Genomic DNA, 20,533 nt, shown 5'->3' on the forward strand with positions numbered 1-20,533 from the left:
ATTTTATTGCTTCACCGCGCCAGCGGTCAAACCGCTGACGAGATACCGTTGCAGGAAGAAGATCACGACCAGAGCCGGCGCGATGCCGACGAAACTTGCGGCCATGAGTTCGTTCCAGACGACCTCCTGCCGGCCAAAATAGGCAAAAAGCCCAACTGGCAGCGGCATGTATTCCGTCTTCGAATTGAAGGTGAGCGCATAGATGAACTGCTGCGCGTAGGAACCGATGAAAGTGGTAATGGCGACGACGGTGATGCCCGGCATGGCGATCGGCAGGATGACGCGGCGCAGCGTATAGAAATGGCTTGCTCCATCGACAAAGGCCGCTTCGTCGAGTTCCTTCGGAATGCGCATCATATAGGTGCGCAGCAACCAAATCCCAGAGGGAATGAGGAAAGCGACACCCGGTACGATCATGGCAAGATAGGTGTTCAAAAAGCCGAAAGAGCGCATGAGCCGGAACAGCGGGATCAGCAGTACGGCACCGGAAAACATGTTGACTGCCAGGAAGGCGCCGAGCAGCAGGCCAGAACCTCGGAACTCGAAACGAGCGAAGGCATAGGCGGCCGGCACGACGAGAATCAGCACGATGACAGTGCTCACACCGGAAATCAGGAAGGAATTGAAGATATACCAGCCGAAACCGGGCACGCTGGTCCACATCGTGCGATAGGCTGCAAAGGAACCATTTTCGGGAATGAACCGATAGGGCGACGAGAAAAGCTGGCTGAGCGGCTTCAGCGAGACCAGGAACCCCTCGACGAAGGGCGCCAGCACGAAGGTCAGGAACAGGAGGATCCCGGCATAGATGCCGATGAGTTCGTACCACTTGTAGCGATTGATCATGGCGGGCTGGCTCATCGCTGCTTTGCTCCCGTGGAAAAGCGGCTGGTCAGGCGGAAATAGGCAAGGCAGAAGATCGACAGGAAGATGCAGATCAGCACCGCGCGGGCAGCGCCTTCACCATATTTGTAAGATCCGATCGCAGTGCGATAGGTGTCGATGATCATCGTCGTCGTCTCGCCGTTCGGGCCGCCGCGCGTCAGGATCCAGATGATATCGAAGGAATTGAAAGTGGCGATCAGCGACAACATCGACATGGTGACCAGCGACGGCACCAGCAGCGGCAGGGTGATGCGGCGGAAGCGATAGAAGCGGCCGGCGCCATCCGTCCAGGCAGCTTCGTAGAGATCATGCGGGATCGCCTGCATGGCCGCCAGCATATAAAGAGTGACCATCGGCACGCCGATCCAGACGTCGGTAATGATCGTCGCCCAGAAGGCCGTGCTGCCATAGGCGAGGAACGCCACCGGGCTGTCGACGATGCCGAAACGCTGCAGCATGCCCGAAATCATGCCGAACTGGCCATTATACATCCAGCCCCACATGAAGATGCCGATCGCCATCGGCACAACCCAGGGCGGCATGGTCAAGACGCGGAAAAGCGCGCGGCCCGGAACAGCGGAATTCAACAGCGCCGCGCCCAGCGTGCCGATGATCATTTTGATCGACACGGAGAAGAACGTCCAGATGAAAGTCCGGACGATGACGCCTGCGAAAGTGTCGTTGAAGATCTTCGCGTAGTTCTCGAAACCGACCCAATTCGTCACCTTCTTCAACGATGCATCGGTGAAGGACAGGATTATGGTGTCGACCAGCGGATAGGCGACGATGACGGTGACGTAAAGGAGAGCCGGAAAAAGAAGGAGCCAGGCGAAGATGACCGTGCCGCGTTGAACACCCATCCTGCGCCCCTCCCTAGGCGGCTCTTGAATGAAGCGCTTCGTCGAACTCGTCCCAGATCGGCCGGAGATCGACGACGGTCTTCTTCATGCGGGCCTCGTCCATCGAGAGCGCGAGAATGCCGGCTTCCAGCGCATTCTGGGTCGACACCGGCAGATGCAGGCCCGTCTTGACGTGCGCGATAATATCCGCGGCCATCTGTTCGTCGGCGCCATAGTGCTGCGAAAGCGTGGTGGCCGCGTAGGTCTTCTCGATCACCTTCCTGCCGGTCAGCATCTCATGGACATTGAAATAACCGCGGATGAAATCGCCCTCGGCCATGCCGCGCGAGCCCATGATGGCGAAACGGCGGAACTGGTCAGGCACGTTGAGATTGGTGTGGAAGTTCATGCCGACACCATTGGCATACTCAATGATCGCGACCTGATAGTCTATGATGTCGCCGTCACTGTCGAAGACCTTGTCAGACCCCATCCAACCGCTCGGCTTGCGATGGAAGAGCTCGAGATCGTTGATGCCTTCCCGCGCGGGATCGTTTTCCGGAATGAAGCTCTTGCGGCCGCCAAAGCTTGCGACCCGCTCCGGCCGCGCGCCAACCACGCCATTATAGAGATCGAGATCGTGGCAGCATTTTTCCAACATGAAACTGCCGGAATAATGTTCGTATCGGCGCCAGTCACGCATGAAGAAGGCGCCGTGATAGGGTTCGATATGCTCGGCAGCCTCGATGGAAACGACATGGCCAAGCTTCCCCTCGGCCTGGGCAGCCAGGAGATCGCGGTACATCGGCGAATAGCGCAGTACGAGGCCGACATTCAGGCGCTCATGACCGAATTTCGCCATGAGGCGGGCAAGCTCGATACTGTCCTTGATGGTCGTGACGATCGGCTTTTCGCAGAAAATCTTGAGGCCGGCCTCGAGGCCGATGCGGATGTGATCGAGATGCATGTGGTTCGGCGAACCGATCATCAAGAGGTCGATCTTTTCGTTGGCAATCAGATCCTGGGGTGTTGCATAGGCCTTTCCGGCTGAGATGCCCCGTTCGAGCAAACCAGGCAGGCCCGCGGGTTCCGGATCGACATATCCTGCAATCTCGAAGCTCTCGTCGATCGCCTTGAAGACATAGCCCAGATAGCCTAGGCGGAATCCCAGCCCAATGATTCCAACGCGCATGCTTTTATGTTCCCATTACGTAATTTATTTTCGTAACCTTGGGGCAAATTTTCGCATTCGTCAACGACGTTCGCGCATTTAACCAAAAACATGAAATTTATTTTCAGACCACCAACAAAACCTACCGACGCGAACATGAAGCCACGCTCGCCTTGATTGCGCTGCTGCTTAATTCGGCAGAATGCCTACGACTTATCTATCCGGCCCGTTATATTGCCAATATTGGTAGTTCGGCTTTCTGGTGCTGCTGGAAATGACGCCATTCCGATCGCAAACGTAACCGAGGCGCGGCAAGCCGCGGTAGAACGGACCTTCGTGAAAATAATCGGCGTACACGGTGGCGGTGCGACATTGAAACTTCTCGTCATCAGCCATTTTCGGCGCAGTAACTCCCGGAAGGTCCTTGTAAGGATAGACGGGAGCTACATATGGCTTGGGGAGGAGCGGATTGTCGGCAAGTGCGGCCGCCGGCATCAAGACCGCAAGGGACAGGGCAGCAATGGCGATTTTCGACTTGATCCACATATACTGCTACGCTCCTTTACAAATGCGAGCGCAACGACCACACACCGCATATCACAGATATAATGGGGCTGGGGTCATGCGCCAACGGGTTCCCCGATCAAAATCATGCGCACGGGATGGTTTCCGCATCGCCGACGCGGGCCATTCACGCTACGTTACACCAAAAAAAATGCTTTTATCTGCAAATACAATGCAGGCGTGTGCAAGCGATTTGCGACAAGTCATAAGCATGTTATATAGTATGAAAATTGTCATCCTGGTTGTTGTCGGCGCGATTTCTGTTTGAAGGAGTAACAGTCATTCTCGAACAGATTAATCGTATCCCGCCTCTTGTTGACCCGGAGATTGCTGACGATGCCGCTCAGCAGGTTTCCATTTATGTCATCAATCTTGATCGCTCGCGTGATCGCTGGGAACGACTGTGCAACCAGGCCGTCGAATATGATCTGCATATCACGCGCGTTCCTGCCGTCGACGGACGTGTCGTCGCGGAGGCAGACCGCGTCGATTTTTATCCGCATTCGTTCATCTATCACAACGGCCGCAAGCTCCTGCCGGGAGAGTACGGATGCTACCGCAGCCATCTGATTGCGCTGGAGCAATTCGTCGCAAGCGGCGACAAGATGGCGATCATCATGGAAGACGACGTCGAGCTCAACGAGAAGCTTATCCCGCGTGCAATCGCAGCGATGGAAAGCGTCCAGGGGGCGCGTCTCGTCAAGCTCGTCAATCATCGCCTTGTCGGCTTCAAGCCGATCTGCGAAACCAGCGAAAACGATGTCGTCGGCCGCTGCATGCATGGTCCGCAGGGATCGGCTGCCTGTTATATCGTCAACCGCAAGGCGGCCAAGAAGCTGCTGACGACGCTGAAGCCCATGCTTCTTCCCTACGACGTCGCCTTGGAACGCGGCTGGTCAACCGGCGTCGAGACATTCACGACCTTTGAAAACCTGGTCGATTTCAGCCCGCATCGCGCCCACACCACGATCGGCAAACGCGTGCATTACCGCGCGGTAAAGCGGCATCCCCTGTTGCGGCTCACGGCACATTGGTTCCGCACCTGCGATCAAGTGCGCCGCTGGTACTACGCCATCGCGATGAAGCAGTAGCTGCGGCAAAGCTGCGAGGCCAAACCCGAAAGCATTAAAAGACGCCGGTGTCGTGACAGGACACGCGCCTATAGCTGTGCAACGTTATCAAGGTTCGGCTGATCGACCGTCAGATCCGTCTCGCGCTCGCGATAGACCAGATCAACCACTTCGCTGCTCGGCGCATAGCCAGAAACGAGCTTTTGCAGCAGGGCTTTCGCCAAGGGAATGTCGTTTTCATCCAGTGCCGCCTCGAGCGCGGCGAGCCGCCTCGACAGCTCCGGCCAGGGCAGGAAATCCTCCTTGGCCTGCATGATGCGCGGATGGCTGGTCGGCTGCGGGTTGTCGCCGATCAACAGTTCCTCAAAAAGCTTCTCGCCCGGTCGAAGGCCGGTGATTTCAAGCTCGATATCACCATCCGGCTCGTCCTGGTCCCGCACGGTCAGACCGGACAATTCCACCATTCGCCGCGCGAGATCGGCAATGCGTACCGGTTCGCCCATGTCGAGCAGGAAGACATCGCCGCCGCCCGACATCGCGCCCGCCTGGATCACAAGCTGCGACGCCTCGGGAATGGTCATGAAATAGCGGGTGATATCGGGATGCGTCAGCGTGATCGGGCCGCCGTCGCGGATCTGCTGGCGAAAAAGCGGCACGACCGAACCGGATGAGCCGAGCACGTTGCCGAAACGCACCATGGCGAAATTGGTACTGTCGGTGCCAGGCTTGCGATCTGCATCCATCGCCTGCAGCACCATTTCCGCCAACCGCTTGCTGGCGCCCATGATGTTGGTCGGACGCACGGCCTTGTCGGTGCTGATGAGGACGAAATTTTCGACACCATGATCGCGCGCAGCTTCGGCCGCTATCTGCGTTCCCTGCACATTGTTGCGAATGCCTTCGACGGGATTGTATTCGACGAGCGGCACATGCTTGTACGCAGCGGCATGATAGACGGTCTTCGGCCGCCAGGCCTGCATGATCTGTCTGATCCGCTGGCCATCGCGGACGGAAGCCAGGAAGGGAATGATGCGCACATCGGCAGCGTGGCCGGCGGAGGCGGCCGCCTTCTCCAGCTCGCCATGAATGGCATAAAGGGCGAACTCGCTCTGTTCGATCAGCAACAGAGAGGACGGACCGTTCTTCAGGATCTGGCGGCAGAGTTCGCTGCCGATCGAGCCGCCGGCACCGGTGACCATGACGACCTTGCCGCGAATGTTCTTCTCGATCAGACCGCGATCGGGAGCGATAACGTTGCGGCCGAGCAGATCCTCGATATCAAGCTCGCGCAGATCCGAAACCGCGACGCGGCCCTGCGCGAGCGCCGTCAGATCTGGCATGGTCCGTACGGTGACGCGAGCTTTGCGCATGTCTTCGAGGATTTCGTTGCGCCGCTGTCGCGTGGCATTCGGCAGGGCGAGCAAGACGCCCTTGATCTCGCCTGAGACTACGAGCGCCGGCAGATCGGCCGGATCGTAGATCGGCAGCCCGCCCATAATGCTGCCATGCAGGTTGCGATCGTCGTCGAGATAGCCGACGACGTTCAGCTCCGCGCTGTTGGCAAGCGCGCCCGCAAGCTGACGCCCTGAAGCACCGGCACCGTAGACCAGCACCTTGGCAAGCTGATTGCGATTGAGAAGGCGCTGATAGGCGTTGCCAAGCCAGTAGCGTGTCCACATGCGCGACAGGCCGATCGCGATCAGCAGCAGCAAGGGCTGCAATATGCCGACGGTGCGCGGCACGCCCGGCACGCTGATGGCGGTAAAGATCGTCATGAAGGCGAGCGCATAGATCGCCACCGCCTTGACGACCGTCACGAACGCCGAAAGGCCGGCATAGCGGAAGATGGCGCGGTAAAGGCCGAGGACGATGAAGATCGGAATGGCGAGCAGAAGGGAGACGATCGCCGGCAGCCACTCGACGCCTTCGAGGATGACCCAATCGTCAAGGCGAAGACAATAGGCAAACCAGACCGTCAGCACACACAAGCTGGCATCGACCAGCAGCGCAAGCGCGCGCTTGGTGGAGCGCGGCAACGCCAGAAACGGCAGAACGAGTTTATCCGCGGGCACCATCGATCAGCTTTCCCTGGCGCCAGTCATCGGAGCAACGCACCGCTTTTCTCGCATAGATTGTCTCACAAAGTATCGCACAACGCTTAATGACCGTATCGCGCTTCCATTAGCAAGACCCAATCATCCCCAGCGCCGATTTACATTTAGAACAGTCGGCGCGCAATTGCATCCTCAATGCTGAAAAAGGCAGCCGATGCGAAAGGGTAAGACGATGGTCACTTGCCGAAATAGCCGCGGATGACGGGATGCCGAAACAGGCCGAGGAGAACGGCAAACGCCATGCCAAGACCGGCACCAAAGATTGCGCCGGCGATCAGCCCGGCCACCATCATCACCTTGCGGCTCGGCCCATCCGCCTTCAGTGGCGGTTCCGCCTCCGAGATCACGCGGATATTGCTCTGCGAGAGGTCCTGGGCATCGTTCGCCTGACCGGACCGTTTCAGCAGTGATTCATAGAGATTGCGAGCCGCGGTCGCCTTGCGCTGCAGTTCGTTCAGGCCGACAAGCTTGCCTGAGGTATTGACCTGCGAGGCCTTCTGTACTGCCAGTTCCTTGGCGATATCCTGCTCGGCCTTCTGTGCCTGCTCATAATCGGCGCGGGCCGAGGTCATCTGCCGCTGCAGCTCCGCGCGGATTTCGGCGGCGAGGCTATCCAGCGACGATTTCGCGGCGAGCAGGCGCGGATGGCGGGCGCCGAGCTGGCTTTGAAGGCTGCCGACATTGGCGGCCATCGTCGCATATTGCTGCCGCAGGCTGCTCAATGCCGTCGATGTCACCCCTGCGGACGGATTGTTGGAGACCACATCTTCAAAGCTGAGCTTGCCGGCAGCGTCCGCGCGGGCTCTTGCCTCGATCGTTTTCTGCTGGGCCGTTACCAATAGGTCGTTCAGAGCGGTCAGACGTTTGTCGGAGATCAGATTGCCCTCGACGGCCACCATGTCGTTGTCGGCGCGATAGGTTTCGACGGCCTTTTCGGCTGACAGTACCTGCTGGCGCAGATCCTCCAGGCGGGAATCGAGCGCCGTATTGCTGTTCTTGTAGGTGCTCGCAGCCGCCTTGCTCTCTTCCTCCATGAAGGAGGTCACAAGCTGGTTGGCGATCTCGGCCGATTTTTGAGGATCGCTCGTCGTCACCTTGGCATTGACGACGTAGGTGCTGGATTCGCGGGCGATCTGCACGGCTTTCGCCAAGGCGGCGGTGGCCACATATTTTGCCGCCTCGCCAGTGGCGCCACCATTGAATTTCGGATCCTGATCGAGTTTCAGCGCATCGACGACGCGCCCTAGCACCTTGCCGGAAGACAGGATCTGCGTCTGGCTGTCGATCATCGTCGTGATCAATTCCGGTGGCGTCGGCGCCTGCTGGGCGGAATCGGAGCCTCCGACCGGCCGAGGGTCGAAATAGAGGCTGGTCTCGGCGGTGAATTTCTGCGGAATAAGGGGAATGACCGCTCCGCCCAGAACGGCGCCGGCGCCTGCCAGGGCAAGAACAACGAACTTCTTCGCCCAGATCGAAGCGATGGCCGATCGAAGATCAAGCAAAGGCAATTTTGCCGCCGGTATCGATGCCGTCGGAGCAGCGACAGATGCCGGTACAACAGCAACCTGCTCGACAGTAGGCACCGCAGCGGTGACAACCGGCTCGGAAACGGAGCGGGGGGCCACCGGCTCCTCAACATCGGATCGCTTCGGCGGACTTTGCGGAACGGCGGCATCCGGAATGGGCGCCTCAAGCTCTTCGGAATGTGCCATGGGCTCAGCAGCGGCGACGAAATCCCGAGGGCGCAAGACAGGACTGCGCAAGCGCATACCGTCGCGCCGTATGTCAGACGGCTCGGTATCGCGCCAACCCGCAAGTCGGTCCGATCTCTTGCTTCGTTCCATTGAGCTCATGGCAGACTTTCAATGCTCCGCAGACGCATTCCACGCAGCAGGTGCCGGAAGTTTAGAAACGTTTGGCTAACGGAACATTAAGGACGCTCTCAGGAAATCGCGTGGCACGCGCGCGCATGATCCATCCCTTCATCATTGCTCAACACCATTATCCCTATGAAAAGCCACACGCGCACGGAAGGCAGGGCCATGCAATGACCGCATCGATGACGAAAACTCTGCGACGCCTGCTGGCCGCCACGATCATGCTCGCTTTCACGGCGCAGGCGGAGAGCCCCCTTGCGGCGCAGCAACTATGCTATCGCGGCGTCAATCTGTCCGGTGCGGAATATGGCGAGCGCGGCGGGGTCGTGAATGTAAATTACACATATCCGTCCGAACAGACCGTGCGCTATTTCGCGGAAAAAGGCATGAATACAATCCGCCTTCCCTTCCGATGGGAACGGCTGCAGCCCGTGCTCGGAGCACCTCTCGATGATGACGAACTGCAGCGGCTGAAGGATGCCGTCGATCTCATCCAGAAGCATGGAATGACAGTCGTTCTCGATCCCCACAATTACGCCTATTACGACAAGACGCAGCTCAAGCAGGCTCCCGCGACCGATCTTGCTTTCGGCGATTTCTGGGCGCGGCTTGCGGTGGAGTTCTCCAATCGAAAGGGCGTCGCCTTCGGCCTGATGAACGAGCCCCACGATATCAAGGCTCCCGATTGGCTCGAACTTGCCAACATCGCCATCCGCAGCATCCGAACCATCGGCGCGCGCAATCTCATTCTCGTGCCCGGCACGAACTGGACGGGGGCGCATAGCTGGTCGGCCGACGTTCTGGGCGGCAGCGCCAATGGCACGGTCATGCTCGGCGTCAAGGACCCGATCGATTTCTACGCCTTCGAATTCCACCAATATCTGGATTCGGACAGTTCGGGCACGCACCCGGTCTGCGACGGCACCGACAAAGCCGTGAAGGGCATGAACGACGTTACCGACTGGCTGCGCAAGAACGGGAAGCGCGGATTCCTCGGTGAATTCGGCGTCGCCGCCAATGATGGTTGCCTCGACGGTCTCAAACAGGTTCTCGACATCATGAACGCCAACAGCGACGTGTGGCTCGGCTGGACCTATTGGGCCGCCGGCGACTGGTGGCCGCCGGAGGAGCCGCTCAACGTCCAGCCACACAACGGCCGCGACAAGCCGCAGATGAAGGTTCTTACCGAGGGGCTCAATCGAAAAGTGTCGCTGGCAGCCTCATGCGCGTTGGTCAAGCCGGCGAAATGATCAGTGACGGGCAGCCGGCTCTTTGTCGCGAATCATCGGCCTGATATGCTGCCGCCGCCAGTGAAGACGTCACCACTCCGGATATCTGATGCAACGTTCAGGCGAAAAGCAGCCGATCAATTTCGTCATTCTCACGATTTCGCTGCTGGCGGTCTGCTATAACTGCATCCTTGCCTTCATCAATCACAATATCACACCGCTGACGCCGAGCTCCGTCGTGCTGTCCGAGGTGCTGCTGCAGGTCGCCGCCTTCACCTACCTGCTGACGAAAGGCATATATGAAGAGGACATAGCACCGCTCCTTTATCTGCTGCTGACCATCGTGCTGACGGTTTTCGTCATCGCCATCAACAAGCAGGCCTATATCGATCATCTCCGCAACGTGATGATCATCTTCGCTTTTTCGATCATGGGGCGGCTTGCCAACGAGCGCACCGTCAAGCTTGCCTTCAAGATTTCATGCTTCATCGTGCTTGCCGTGCTTGTCCTGGAAATCGTGTCGGTCAAGGAATATGTCGCGCTGTTCCATCCGGCCGAATATTTCCAGAATACGCGTGGGGTGCCGCCGGCGACCTATAGCGATATCGGCCTGTTTCGCGGCGCGCTTGGATTCGAGGGCCGGTTCTCTTTCGGCCTGATCGACCACCGATCGTCCTCCATCTTCCTGGAGCAGGTCTCGCTTGCCAATTTCTGCGGTGTGATGGTGCTGTATCTGATCAGCTTCTCCAATCGTCTCGGTTTGCTGGACCGGCTGCTGTTTTTCTCGACGGTCGTGCTGATCCTGCTGACGAACGACACACGCACGATGCTGATCTTCAGCCTCATCTGCGTTGCGGGCTATTTCATCTATCCATGGCTCCCGAAGACGCTCGACCTGCTGACGATGCCCGGCATCATCGTTGTCGGCTTCGTCATTCACGCGCTCGAGCCGAGCGTGACGGGCGATAATTTCGTCGGGCGCATCAATGGCACGGTCAAAGCCTTCCTCGGCATGGACCTGCAGAGCACGATCGGGCTGCAGCTCGATCAGGTCGGCATCTTTTTCGACAGCGGATATGTCTACATCATCTATGGCGCCACCATCTTCGGCCTGATTCTGTTCTGGCTCTACGCCTCGCTCTATCCGGGCGGCGAAACGGTCAATCAGCGACGCCTTGGCCATGCGCTTTCCCTCTTCCTGTTCCTCAATCTGATGATCGGCTCCACAGCCATCTTCTCCATGAAGACGGCCGGACTGGTCTGGCTTCTTGTGGGATTCCTGAAATTCAACGAGGGAAGTCTGGCGAAACCACCGCAAAAGCTTTCGCTGGCAACCGGCGGCTGAGGCGGGGATACGCCGTTCGAAGACGCAACGGGAACGACTTTTTGCCCGTCATCCTGCCTAAATATCCGTCGAAACATGGCTGGGGGGAGGTATTTCCCAGACCTCCGATTTCATCTAAGCAGGCGGACATCCTCGGGATAGAAGAGATAAAGACATGACGAGCTATGTATTGACAGTGACGTGCCAATCGACGCGTGGGATCGTTGCGGCGATCTCGAACTATCTGGCCGGGCAGGGCTGCAACATCGTCGATTCCAGCCAGTTCGACGATCTCGATACCGGCAAGTTCTTCATGCGCGTCTCCTTCATCTCCGAGGAAGGGGTGGGCCAGGCAGCGCTCGTCGAAGGCTTCAAGCCGATCGCCGAGAAGTTCGCCATGGATGCCGAGATCCATGACGAGAAGAAGCGCATGAAGGTGCTGCTCATGGTCTCGCGCTTCGGCCATTGCCTGAACGACCTGCTCTATCGCTGGAAGATCGGCGCATTGCCGATCGACATCGTCGGCGTCGTCTCCAACCATTTCGATTACCAGAAGGTGGTCGTCAATCATGACATCCCCTTCCACCACATCAAGGTGACGAAGGACAACAAGCCGCAGGCCGAAGCGCAGCTGCTCGAGATCGTCGAGCAGACCGGCACCGAGCTCGTCGTGCTCGCCCGCTACATGCAGGTTCTGTCGGATGCGCTCTGCCGAAAGATGTCGGGCCGCATCATCAACATCCACCATTCCTTCCTGCCGTCCTTCAAGGGAGCGAACCCCTACAAGCAGGCCTATGAGCGTGGGGTGAAGCTGATTGGGGCGACGGCGCATTATGTGACGGCCGATCTCGACGAGGGTCCGATCATCGAGCAGGACACGGCGCGCATCACGCATGCGCAGTCGGCCGAGGACTATGTCTCGATCGGCCGCGATGTGGAAAGCCAGGTGCTGGCGCGCGCCATCCATGCGCATATCCACTATCGCACTTTCCTCAACGGCAACCGCACCGTCGTCTTCCCGGCAAGCCCGGGATCCTATGCCTCCGAGCGCATGGGGTGAGGCGCAAGCACGCGATTTCGGCTGGCTTCTTTCCCTTTTCGCTCCGACACGCGATTTGATATCACCGGTATCGAATCGTCCGGAGATCGAGGAGAGGACATGTCATTCTACCGCAACGGCGCGCTGCTGCTGCCGATGCTCCTGCTATTTGCGCCGGCATCCCATGCCCAAACGGCAGAACAGGACCCTTCCAAGATCGATCTTGCCAAATTGATCGAATGCACGACCTATGACGTGCCAAGCTACAACAATTTCGCTCTGTGGCTGACCGGACCGGAACGCGCCACGGCCATGAAACAATTCGGCATCAGCGAGCTGCCGTCGGATAATCCGTTGTTGCGCGAATTCCAGCTTTCGATGCCTATGATCGTTTTCGGGCGGCAGACGAACAGGATCGCCTTCGCCTCCACCGGGCCACTTGCCGTGCTTGACGAGGCGGATCCGCATCCGCTCGCCAAGCAGCTTGGCGTCACAGCTTCCGTCGACCAGCCGAACAAGTTTCTCGGCGAGAAGGTCGTCCTGTCGCGCAAGGACCAGCAGGAAAATTCGGACACCGTACTGGAAACGCGCATCTCGCTGAATGTCTCCACTGTCGACACCCATCCGGGCAAGACGCTAGCCGGTTGCAGCTATTCCATCGAGGTCGAATAGGCTGTTATGCCTAGCCGGCTGCATTCTTCGGCCTATCTTCCTCCTCGCTGCTCGACTACCCTATCTGTTTTGGGTAATTTTCTTTAGGATGGAATGGTTTAGTGTCGATGCGAATGAACCATCCGGGGGATGCCATGGCCGACGCCACGCTCGTGAACCGTATGCAACTGCCGAGACCGGACGTTACACCGGAGGAGGCGGCCGAGATCCTGCAGACGCATTACGGTCTGAGCGGAACACTGACCGAGCTCGGCAGCCAGCAGGACCGCAACTATCGCATCGATGCCGGCGAGAACGCCTATGTGCTGAAGATCTGCCGGGCCGAATACGAGCTGGTCGAGCTCGAGGCGCAGAATGCCGCGATCCGCCATCTGCACGCCAAGCCGGATGCGCCGCGCGTGCCCGAGGTCATCCCCTCACTGAATGGCCGCGATATCCTCGCCATCACTCTCCGCGAGCAGGATTACCTCGTCCGGCTGCTCCGCTTTCTCCCCGGCCAGACACTGACGCGGCGCAACTACCTGCCGCAGACCTCCGTGGCCGGGCTCGGCGCGCTTTCGGCTAGGCTTGCACGCGATCTTGCCGATTTCGATCATCCCGGCCTGCACCGCAGCCTTCAATGGGACCTGCGACGGGCAGGACCCGTTGCCGTGCAGCTGCTGTCGGCCATAACCGATCACGAGGCGCGCGACCGCATCGCCAAGGCAATGGTCGCCGCCGTCAAGCGCATCCAGCCGCTCGCGAGCCAATTGCGTGTTCAGCCGGTGCATCATGATGTCACCGACGACAATGTCGTCAGCCATCCCGATGCGCGCGGACAGCTCGTGCCCGATGGCGTCATCGACTTCGGCGATATCATCCAGGGCTGGCTGGTCGGCGATCTTGCTGTCACCTGTGCGTCGCTGCTACATCATGCAGGCGGCAACCCCTTCCACATCCTTCCGGCAATCAGTGCCTATCATGCGATCTATCCACTGGAGGAAGTCGAAGCCAAAGCCCTGTGGCCGCTGATCGTCGCGCGGGCCGTCATCCTCACCGCCAGCACCGAACAGCAGCTCGCTATCGACCCCGACAACGACTATGTGCGCGGCAATCTCGATTTCGAGCGCGAAATCTTCGATGTCGCAACCGAGGCGCAGCCGGATGTGATGGAAGCGGCGATCCTGCGGACGATCGGTTTTGATGTCGCCCCAGTCGTGACTGACGGCTGGTCGCCGCTGCTACCCGACATCGACTCCTCGCAGATTGCCGCCATCGATCTTTCCGCCACCGGGCCTGACTTCACGGACGGCAACTGGCAGAAGCCTGATATGGACTGGCGGCTGCTTGCCCAGACGGCAATCGCTTCCGGGGCTGCGGCGACCCGCTACGGCGAATTCCGCCTCTCCCTTGCTGCGCCGCTTAACATGAGGCAGCCACAGAATTTCGCCCTGCATTGCGATATCTGCCTGCCGGCTGGCGCGACGGTTGCGGCTCCCTTCCCTGGCCTTCTGCAACGGCAGGGCCAGCATTTCGTGCTGGTCGGTGAAGAAATCAGCCTGCATCTCGACGGTATCGAAAGTGCTCTCGAGGACGGAGCGGCTATCGAGCAAGGCGCGACAATAGGAACGATCGGCAGCGAGGGCTCGGCAATTGGAGGATTGCGCATTCAGCTTTGCCGCGTGCCCGGCCTTGTGCCGCCGCTTTTTGCGACGGCGGATCAGGCAGAGGGGTGGTCGGCCGTCTCCCCCTCGCCCGCCGCTCTTTTGAACCCGGCCTGTGAGGCGCCGCGGCCGGACGCTTCCGCGCTGCTGTCACTGCGCAATGCCCGTTTCGCCAAGCCGCAGAAGCACTATTACGAATTCCCGCCACAGATCGAGCGCGGCTGGCGCGAATTCCTGTTCGACACGCAAGGGCGCTGCTACCTCGATATGGTCAACAACGTCACGACGCTCGGCCACGCCCATCCGCGCCTGACGGCAGCGATCGCCCAGCAATGGTCTCGCCTCAATACCAACTCCCGCTTCCATTATGCCGCCGTTGCCGAATTCTCCGAGCGGCTGGTGACGCTGGCACCTGAGGGACTGGACAGCGTCTTCCTCGTCAATAGCGGCTCGGAAGCCAACGATCTGGCGATCCGCCTTGCCTGGACGCACACGGCCAAGAGAAACATGCTCTGCCTGCTGGAGGCCTATCACGGCTGGACGGTTGCGAGTGACGCCGTCTCCACCTCGATTGCCGACAATCCGCAGGCGCTGACGACACGGCCGGATTGGGTGCACCCCGTCCTCTCACCGAATACCTATCGCGGGCCGTTCCGCGGCCAGGATTCTGCTCCGCATTATCTCGGCGACGTCATGGCGAAACTGCGGGCGATCGACGAAAAGGGCGACGGCCTTGCCGGCTTCATCGCCGAACCGGTCTATGGCAATGCCGGCGGCATCGCGCTGCCGCATGGCTATCTCGCAGGCGTTTATGACGCAGTGCGCCAACGCGGCGGCCTTTGCATCGCCGATGAAGTGCAGGTGGGCTACGGCCGTCTCGGCGAGCATTTTTGGGGCTTCGAAACGCAGGGTGTCACGCCCGACATCATCACCATCGCCAAGGGCATGGGGAACGGCCATCCGCTCGGCGCCGTCATCACCCGCCGCGAGATCGCCGAATCGCTGGAAAAGGAAGGCTATTTCTTCTCCTCCGCCGGCGGCAGCCCGGTGAGCTGCGTCGCCGGTCTCACCGTTCTCGATATCCTCAAGGATGAAAATCTGCAGGAAAATGCCCGCGTCATCGGTGACCGGCTGAAGGCCGGGCTGATCGCTCTCATGGATCGATTCCCGTTGATCGGCGCCGTGCATGGCACGGGGCTTTATCTCGGCGTGGAATTCGTGCGCGACCGCGAAAGCCTGACGCCGGCGACCGAAGAAACGGCTGCGATCTGCGAGCACCTGCTCGATCTCGGGGTCATCATGCAGCCGACCGGCGATCACTTGAATGTGTTGAAGATCAAGCCGCCGCTATGCCTCGCAGCCGAGAGCGCCGATTTCTTCGTGAAGGCCCTGGAAAAGGTGCTTGAGGATAGATTTTGACGTTCTCGTCACGCCATTAACCATTGAGGTGTTTTAGCGGCGCGTGAATTTTAATGCTGCCGGGGCATTGTCGAATCTCGCGCCAGTTCCTATCTGTTGCTCGGTGATCGGCGAGCCGTACCGACACGGGTAGCAATCCGAAGGTTTTAAGACAACCTTCCCTGCAACCCGCAAGACTCGGAATTTTATTTTCCCGATCGTCGACATTTTGACATCTTTCGGAATATGTTTCTGAGGATGCAATCGCTATTATCTACTAATGTAGTGGATAATAGTACATCGATCGCGGTGCCCCCTAACGGGGCCCCTAACAAGTACAACGCCAATTGAGGAAGTGACATGCTGAATAGAAAAGTCATTGCTTCGATCCCTAGGCGGTCCGTGCTTGGCAATGACCGCTCGGGCGCGCTCTCCCGCCCGTGCTGTCGAATGTGACGTTCGTCCTCCTTACCGGAATCAAACAGTCAATTCGCCATGTCTGCGCTGTGCTTGCGCAGAGGGAGTCTATTTATGAAGAAGCAAGTCATCGAATACGCCGGCGTCCCCGTCGGCATCGTCGTTCCCGATCAGGATCGGCTCAAGTTCATCGCTGTAAAATATCATGTCCATGATCTGGACGAGCAGCATTTCAGAAATACGGACGAAGTGAAGCTTGCGATCCGCGACCTTCTTTCCCGCCAGCAGGCAAAACCGATCCATGTTTGATGGGTCGGATCACCTGCGCTTTTACTCATTCCCGTCCCCAGCCCCTCACCCTTTGATAGAATCAGGGTGGGGGCTTTTTTATTTGAGGCCATCGTGTCGCTTCCTGCGAAGGAAGCTTGCGCCGGCTCCCCCGTGAAACGCCGAAGCTCCAAAGCCTCCGGTCCCGGACCGCTCGGGTTGAACAAACCCATCTTGTCTTTTCCCCGTCTTTACGATCCTATCGCCATGGCGACCTCGCGTTGTAAACGGCGAAGGATTTTTCATTGGCTGACCTCCTCAATCTCCTGACCGATGTCGAAGGCGTCGCTGTCGGTCACTCCACCGACCTTACGCTCGGCTCCGGCGTCACTGCCATCGTCTTCGATGAGCCGGCTATCGCCTCCTGCACCGTTCTCGGCGGCGCGCCGGGTGGGCGGGATACCGCATTGCTGGATCCTGCAATGACGGTCGGTGCTGTGGATGGTCTCGTGCTCTCAGGCGGCTCGGCCTTCGGGCTCGATGCGGCAGGTGGGGTGCAAGCAGGCTTGCGGGAGATCGGCCGGGGCCTGACAGTCGGAAGTGCACTGGTGCCAATCGTGCCGCAGGCGATCCTGTTTGATCTCATCAACGGCGGCAACAAGGATTGGGGGCTGCACTCGCCCTATCGCGACATGGGATATGCCGCCTTCAAGGCTGCAAATAAAGGGCCGTTTGCGCTTGGAAGCGTCGGCGCCGGCACCGGTGCCACGACGGCAACGGTCAAGGGCGGCCTCGGCTCGGCAAGCGTCGTCAGCAGCAGGGGATACAGAATCGCCGCCATCGTCGCCGTCAATGCGCTTGGTTCCGCCACCATCGGCGACGGCCCGCATTTCTGGGCGGCTCCCTTCGAGCAGAATGACGAATTTGGCGGTCTCGGCATGCCGCAGGTGGTCGATTCACGCCTGCGGCTGAAGGGCACCAACATCACCGCCACGACCATCGGCGTCGTCGTCACCGACGCTCAGCTGACTAAGGCTGAGGCGCATCGCCTCTCCATCTGCGCTCACGACGGCTTTGCGCGTGCGCTTTTACCGACGCATCTGCCGCTCGACGGCGATACCGTATTTGCCGCTTCCACCGGCAGGCATGCGCGCGACGATATGCCTGGTTTCATGGAGCTCTGCCACCTCGCCACCATTATCATGGCGCGCGCCATCGCCCGCGGCGTCTACGAAGCGACGGCGCTGCCGGTCGAAGGCGGGCAAGTGGCGTGGCGGGATCGCTTCGCCAAGTCCGCCATCTAACGGGAGCTCCCGCGCATGCAGATCCGCGCGCTGATCTATTTCGACGAGCTGGTGCGCACCAATTCGATGCGCCAGGCGGCTGAAAACCTGAACGTGGCGCCGACGGCCATCAGCCGCCAGATCGAGAATCTCGAATATCATTTCGGCACGCAGCTGGTCGAGCGAAGTGCCCGCGGCATCAAATTGACGGCGGCTGGCGAATTGCTGGCGGAACGCGCCGGCCGGACGCTGCGCGAGCTCGACCATGTTCACCAGTTGATCGAAGACCTGAAGGGCCTGCAGCGCGGGACCGTCAGCATCTTTGCCAATGGCGCGTCCGTCGCCAATATCCTTGCTCCGGCGCTGGCCGAATTCAGCCTGCGCTATCCCGGCCTACGTTTCGAAGTGACCATTACCAGCGCCCGCGGCGCCATCGAAGCCGTCAATAATGCCGAGGCCGATATTGCGGTGACGCTGTTTGCTCCGCCGCTTTCCGGCACAAAGGTGCGCCTGCGTTCCGAGCTCGTCTATGACGTGATCGCTGCCGCCTCTCATCCGCTTGCTGCCGCCAGCGAGATCACACTTGCGGAACTCTCGGCCCACGCGCTTGCCGTCCCCGATCGCTCCTTCGGCGCAAGACAGGCCTTCGACGCACTGTTCGAGCAGGAGGGGCTGAGGCTCGATCCAGTCTTTGAGACCGGCTCGCTTGAAATGCAGAAGGAGCTGGTGCTGCGCGGCGCGGCAATCACCATGCTGCCGGCACTCACCGTTCAAAGGGAGATCGAGGCGGGGCAGCTCGTCGCACGGCCCGTGGCGGGCGGCATGGGGGTGCGGACGCCGGTCGATCTCTGCGTCGCGCCCGATCGCCAGCTCTCCTTCGCCGCCGGCAAGCTACTCGATTTCATCGAACGCTTCATGCATCAGCAACTTTCCGCCAGGAGGAGGCATGATTGAACGAAACGCTGTAACCACGAAAAGAGTGTAGCGATTTCAGCTACACCGAGCACACATTTTCGGAATTGTGTGTGCGCCGATGAGATGACACTATCCTGAAAAAAGACCGCAGGCCGGAAGGGAAGCCGGACGTGCGGGCAAAAGCAAGGGAACCGACATGACCAAGTTTTCACGCCCGAGCCTGGGCGACGTTGCGCGCCGGCTTGCCTATGGCGCCGCAGTTTCTGCCGGCCTGTTGATGATGGGCCTGACGCAGGCTGAAGCCGCGAAGACGACACTCAATCTCGGCATGAGCGTCGAGCCAACAGGTCTAGATCCGACGATCGCCGCGCCCGTCGCGATCGGCCAGGTCACCTGGCAAAACATTTTCGAAGGCCTGGTTGCGATCGACGAAAACGGCAAGATCGCGCCGCAGCTCGCCAAGAGCTGGGAGATTTCACCTGACGGCCTGACCTATACGTTCAAGCTGCAGGCCGGCGTGAAATTCCATGACGGCGAAGCCTTCGATTCGGCTGCCGCCAAGTTCACGCTCGATCGCGCTCGTGGCGCCGACTCCGTCAACCCGCAGAAGCGCTTCTTTTCGACCATCGCCTCGATCGATACGCCGGATGCGGAAACGCTTGTACTGCATCTGTCCTCGCCAACCGGCAGCCTTCTCTATTGGCTAGGCTGGCCGAGCTCCGTGATGGTTGGGCCGAAATCCTCGGCCAATGACAAGACGACGCCCATCGGCACCGGCCCGTTCAAATTCTCCTCCTGGGCGAAGGGCGATCATGTCGACCTCGTCAAGAACCCGGATTACTGGAACAAGTCGGTCGACGTGAAGCTCGAGAAGGTAACCTTCCGCTTCATTTCCGATCCGCAGGCGGAGGCGGCGGCGCTGAAGGCCGGCGATCTCGATGCCTTTCCGGAATTCGCCGCGCCGGAGCTCATGAGTTCCTTCGAGGGCGACGCCAGGCTGACGACCAAGGTCGGCAATACCGAACTCAAGGTCGTGGCCGGCATGAACAACACCCGCAAGCCCTTCGACGACAAGCGCGTGCGCCAGGCGCTGATGATGGCGCTCGACCGGAAGACGATCATCGAAGGCGCGTGGTCCGGTTTAGGCACCGCGATCGGCAGTCACTACACGCCGAACGATCCCGGCTACAAGGATTTGACCGGCACGCTGCCCTACGACACCGCCAAGGCCAAGGCGCTGCTTGCAGAGGCCGGCTATCCGAACGGTTTCACCTTTACCATCAAGACGCCGCAGATGGCTTATGCGCCGCGTAGCGCCCAGGTGATGCAGGCGATGTTTGCCGATATCGGCGTGACGATGAACATCGAGCCGACGGAATTCCCGGCGAAATGGGTGCAGGACGTCTTCACCGGCCGCAACTACGACATGACCATCGTCGCCCATGCTGAGCCGCTGGATATCGATATCTATTCGCGCGACCCCTATTACTTCAACTACAAGAATTCCGCCTTCAACGAGCTGATGAAGAAGATCCAGCTCACGTCCGATGTATCCGAGCAGAACAAGCTCTATGGCGAGGCGCAGAGCATTCTTGCCGAGGACGTGCCGGCGCTCTTTCTTTTCGTCATGCCGAAGCTCGGCGTCTGGGACAAGAAGCTGAAGGGGCTTTGGGAGAACGAACCGATCCCTTCCAACGTGCTGACCAACGTCTCCTGGGAAGACTGACCGCTCCAACAGTTTGATTGGGCATGATCTTGGTATTTCTTTCGCGCACGACGACCAACTCCCTCTCCCCGATGGGGAGAAGGAGGAGTCAAAGGCCGCA

General features: G+C 59.5%; 16 protein-coding genes. 10 read left to right on the top strand and 6 right to left on the bottom strand.

The genetic code is table 11. The features are described from left to right. Positions 1-3 precede the first annotated feature (3 nt). The 4 genes from AC13QY_RS27010 to AC13QY_RS27025 form a co-directional block, all read right to left on the bottom strand. Positions 4-861, bottom strand: a complete 858-nt coding sequence (locus AC13QY_RS27010) for a carbohydrate ABC transporter permease (protein WP_112722798.1) — start codon at positions 859-861, stop codon at positions 4-6. After that, positions 858-1,745, bottom strand: coding sequence for a carbohydrate ABC transporter permease (locus AC13QY_RS27015; RefSeq protein ID WP_113329835.1), 888 nt, complete (start codon positions 1,743-1,745; stop codon positions 858-860). The genes AC13QY_RS27010 and AC13QY_RS27015 overlap by 4 nt, the downstream gene beginning before the upstream one ends. Before the next feature lie 13 nt (positions 1,746-1,758). After that, on the bottom strand, positions 1,759-2,916 hold the full coding sequence (locus AC13QY_RS27020) for a Gfo/Idh/MocA family protein (protein WP_113329834.1): 1,158 nt from the start codon (positions 2,914-2,916) through the stop codon (positions 1,759-1,761). A gap of 192 nt (positions 2,917-3,108) precedes the next feature. Continuing rightward, entirely contained in the window at positions 3,109-3,441 is a 333-nt protein-coding gene (locus tag AC13QY_RS27025) for a hypothetical protein (protein WP_269245526.1), read from the bottom strand. 248 nt (positions 3,442-3,689) lie between these two features. Here AC13QY_RS27025 and AC13QY_RS27030 point away from each other — a divergent pair, with 248 nt between their 5' ends. Continuing rightward, a complete protein-coding gene (locus AC13QY_RS27030; protein ID WP_269245525.1) occupies positions 3,690-4,550 on the top strand; it encodes a glycosyltransferase family 25 protein in 861 nt (286 codons plus the stop codon). A 68-nt stretch (positions 4,551-4,618) separates the two neighbouring features. Here AC13QY_RS27030 and AC13QY_RS27035 read toward each other — a convergent pair whose 3' ends face one another. Further along, positions 4,619-6,604 (bottom strand): polysaccharide biosynthesis protein, encoded by a 1,986-nt coding sequence (locus tag AC13QY_RS27035; RefSeq protein WP_113390821.1) that lies wholly within the window; start codon positions 6,602-6,604, stop codon positions 4,619-4,621. Positions 6,605-6,819: 215 nt separating this feature from the next. Next, positions 6,820-8,496, bottom strand: a complete 1,677-nt coding sequence (locus tag AC13QY_RS27040) for a GumC family protein (RefSeq protein ID WP_488494276.1) — start codon at positions 8,494-8,496, stop codon at positions 6,820-6,822. A gap of 194 nt (positions 8,497-8,690) precedes the next feature. On the opposite strand from AC13QY_RS27040, the gene AC13QY_RS27045 reads away from it, so the two are divergent. The 9 genes from AC13QY_RS27045 (at position 8,691) to AC13QY_RS27085 (ending at position 20,433) form a co-directional block, all read left to right on the top strand. Next, complete coding sequence (locus tag AC13QY_RS27045) at positions 8,691-9,770, top strand: glycoside hydrolase family 5 protein (RefSeq protein ID WP_488494335.1); 1,080 nt, start codon at positions 8,691-8,693, stop codon at positions 9,768-9,770. 88 nt (positions 9,771-9,858) lie between these two features. After that, positions 9,859-11,094: a hypothetical protein gene (locus AC13QY_RS27050; protein WP_112722803.1), complete on the top strand. Its 1,236-nt coding sequence runs from the start codon at positions 9,859-9,861 to the stop codon at positions 11,092-11,094. 154 nt (positions 11,095-11,248) lie between these two features. Beyond that, complete coding sequence (purU, locus tag AC13QY_RS27055; protein ID WP_145323378.1) at positions 11,249-12,133, top strand: formyltetrahydrofolate deformylase; 885 nt, start codon at positions 11,249-11,251, stop codon at positions 12,131-12,133. Positions 12,134-12,232: 99 nt separating this feature from the next. Further along, entirely contained in the window at positions 12,233-12,784 is a 552-nt protein-coding gene (locus AC13QY_RS27060) for a hypothetical protein (RefSeq protein WP_488494277.1), read from the top strand. A 134-nt stretch (positions 12,785-12,918) separates the two neighbouring features. Beyond that, positions 12,919-15,846, top strand: coding sequence for an aminotransferase (locus AC13QY_RS27065; RefSeq protein WP_488494278.1), 2,928 nt, complete (start codon positions 12,919-12,921; stop codon positions 15,844-15,846). A gap of 510 nt (positions 15,847-16,356) precedes the next feature. Further along, a complete protein-coding gene (locus AC13QY_RS27070; RefSeq protein WP_488494279.1) occupies positions 16,357-16,551 on the top strand; it encodes a hypothetical protein in 195 nt (64 codons plus the stop codon). 263 nt (positions 16,552-16,814) lie between these two features. Beyond that, on the top strand, positions 16,815-17,813 hold the full coding sequence (locus AC13QY_RS27075; RefSeq protein ID WP_488494280.1) for a P1 family peptidase: 999 nt from the start codon (positions 16,815-16,817) through the stop codon (positions 17,811-17,813). A 15-nt stretch (positions 17,814-17,828) separates the two neighbouring features. Next, positions 17,829-18,746: a LysR substrate-binding domain-containing protein gene (locus AC13QY_RS27080; RefSeq protein ID WP_269245647.1), complete on the top strand. Its 918-nt coding sequence runs from the start codon at positions 17,829-17,831 to the stop codon at positions 18,744-18,746. A 157-nt stretch (positions 18,747-18,903) separates the two neighbouring features. Continuing rightward, entirely contained in the window at positions 18,904-20,433 is a 1,530-nt protein-coding gene (locus AC13QY_RS27085; RefSeq protein WP_269245648.1) for an ABC transporter substrate-binding protein, read from the top strand. The last annotated feature ends 100 nt before the right edge of the window (positions 20,434-20,533 follow it).

It is taken from the genome of Martinezella sp. CNPSo 3795, assembly GCF_057784475.1.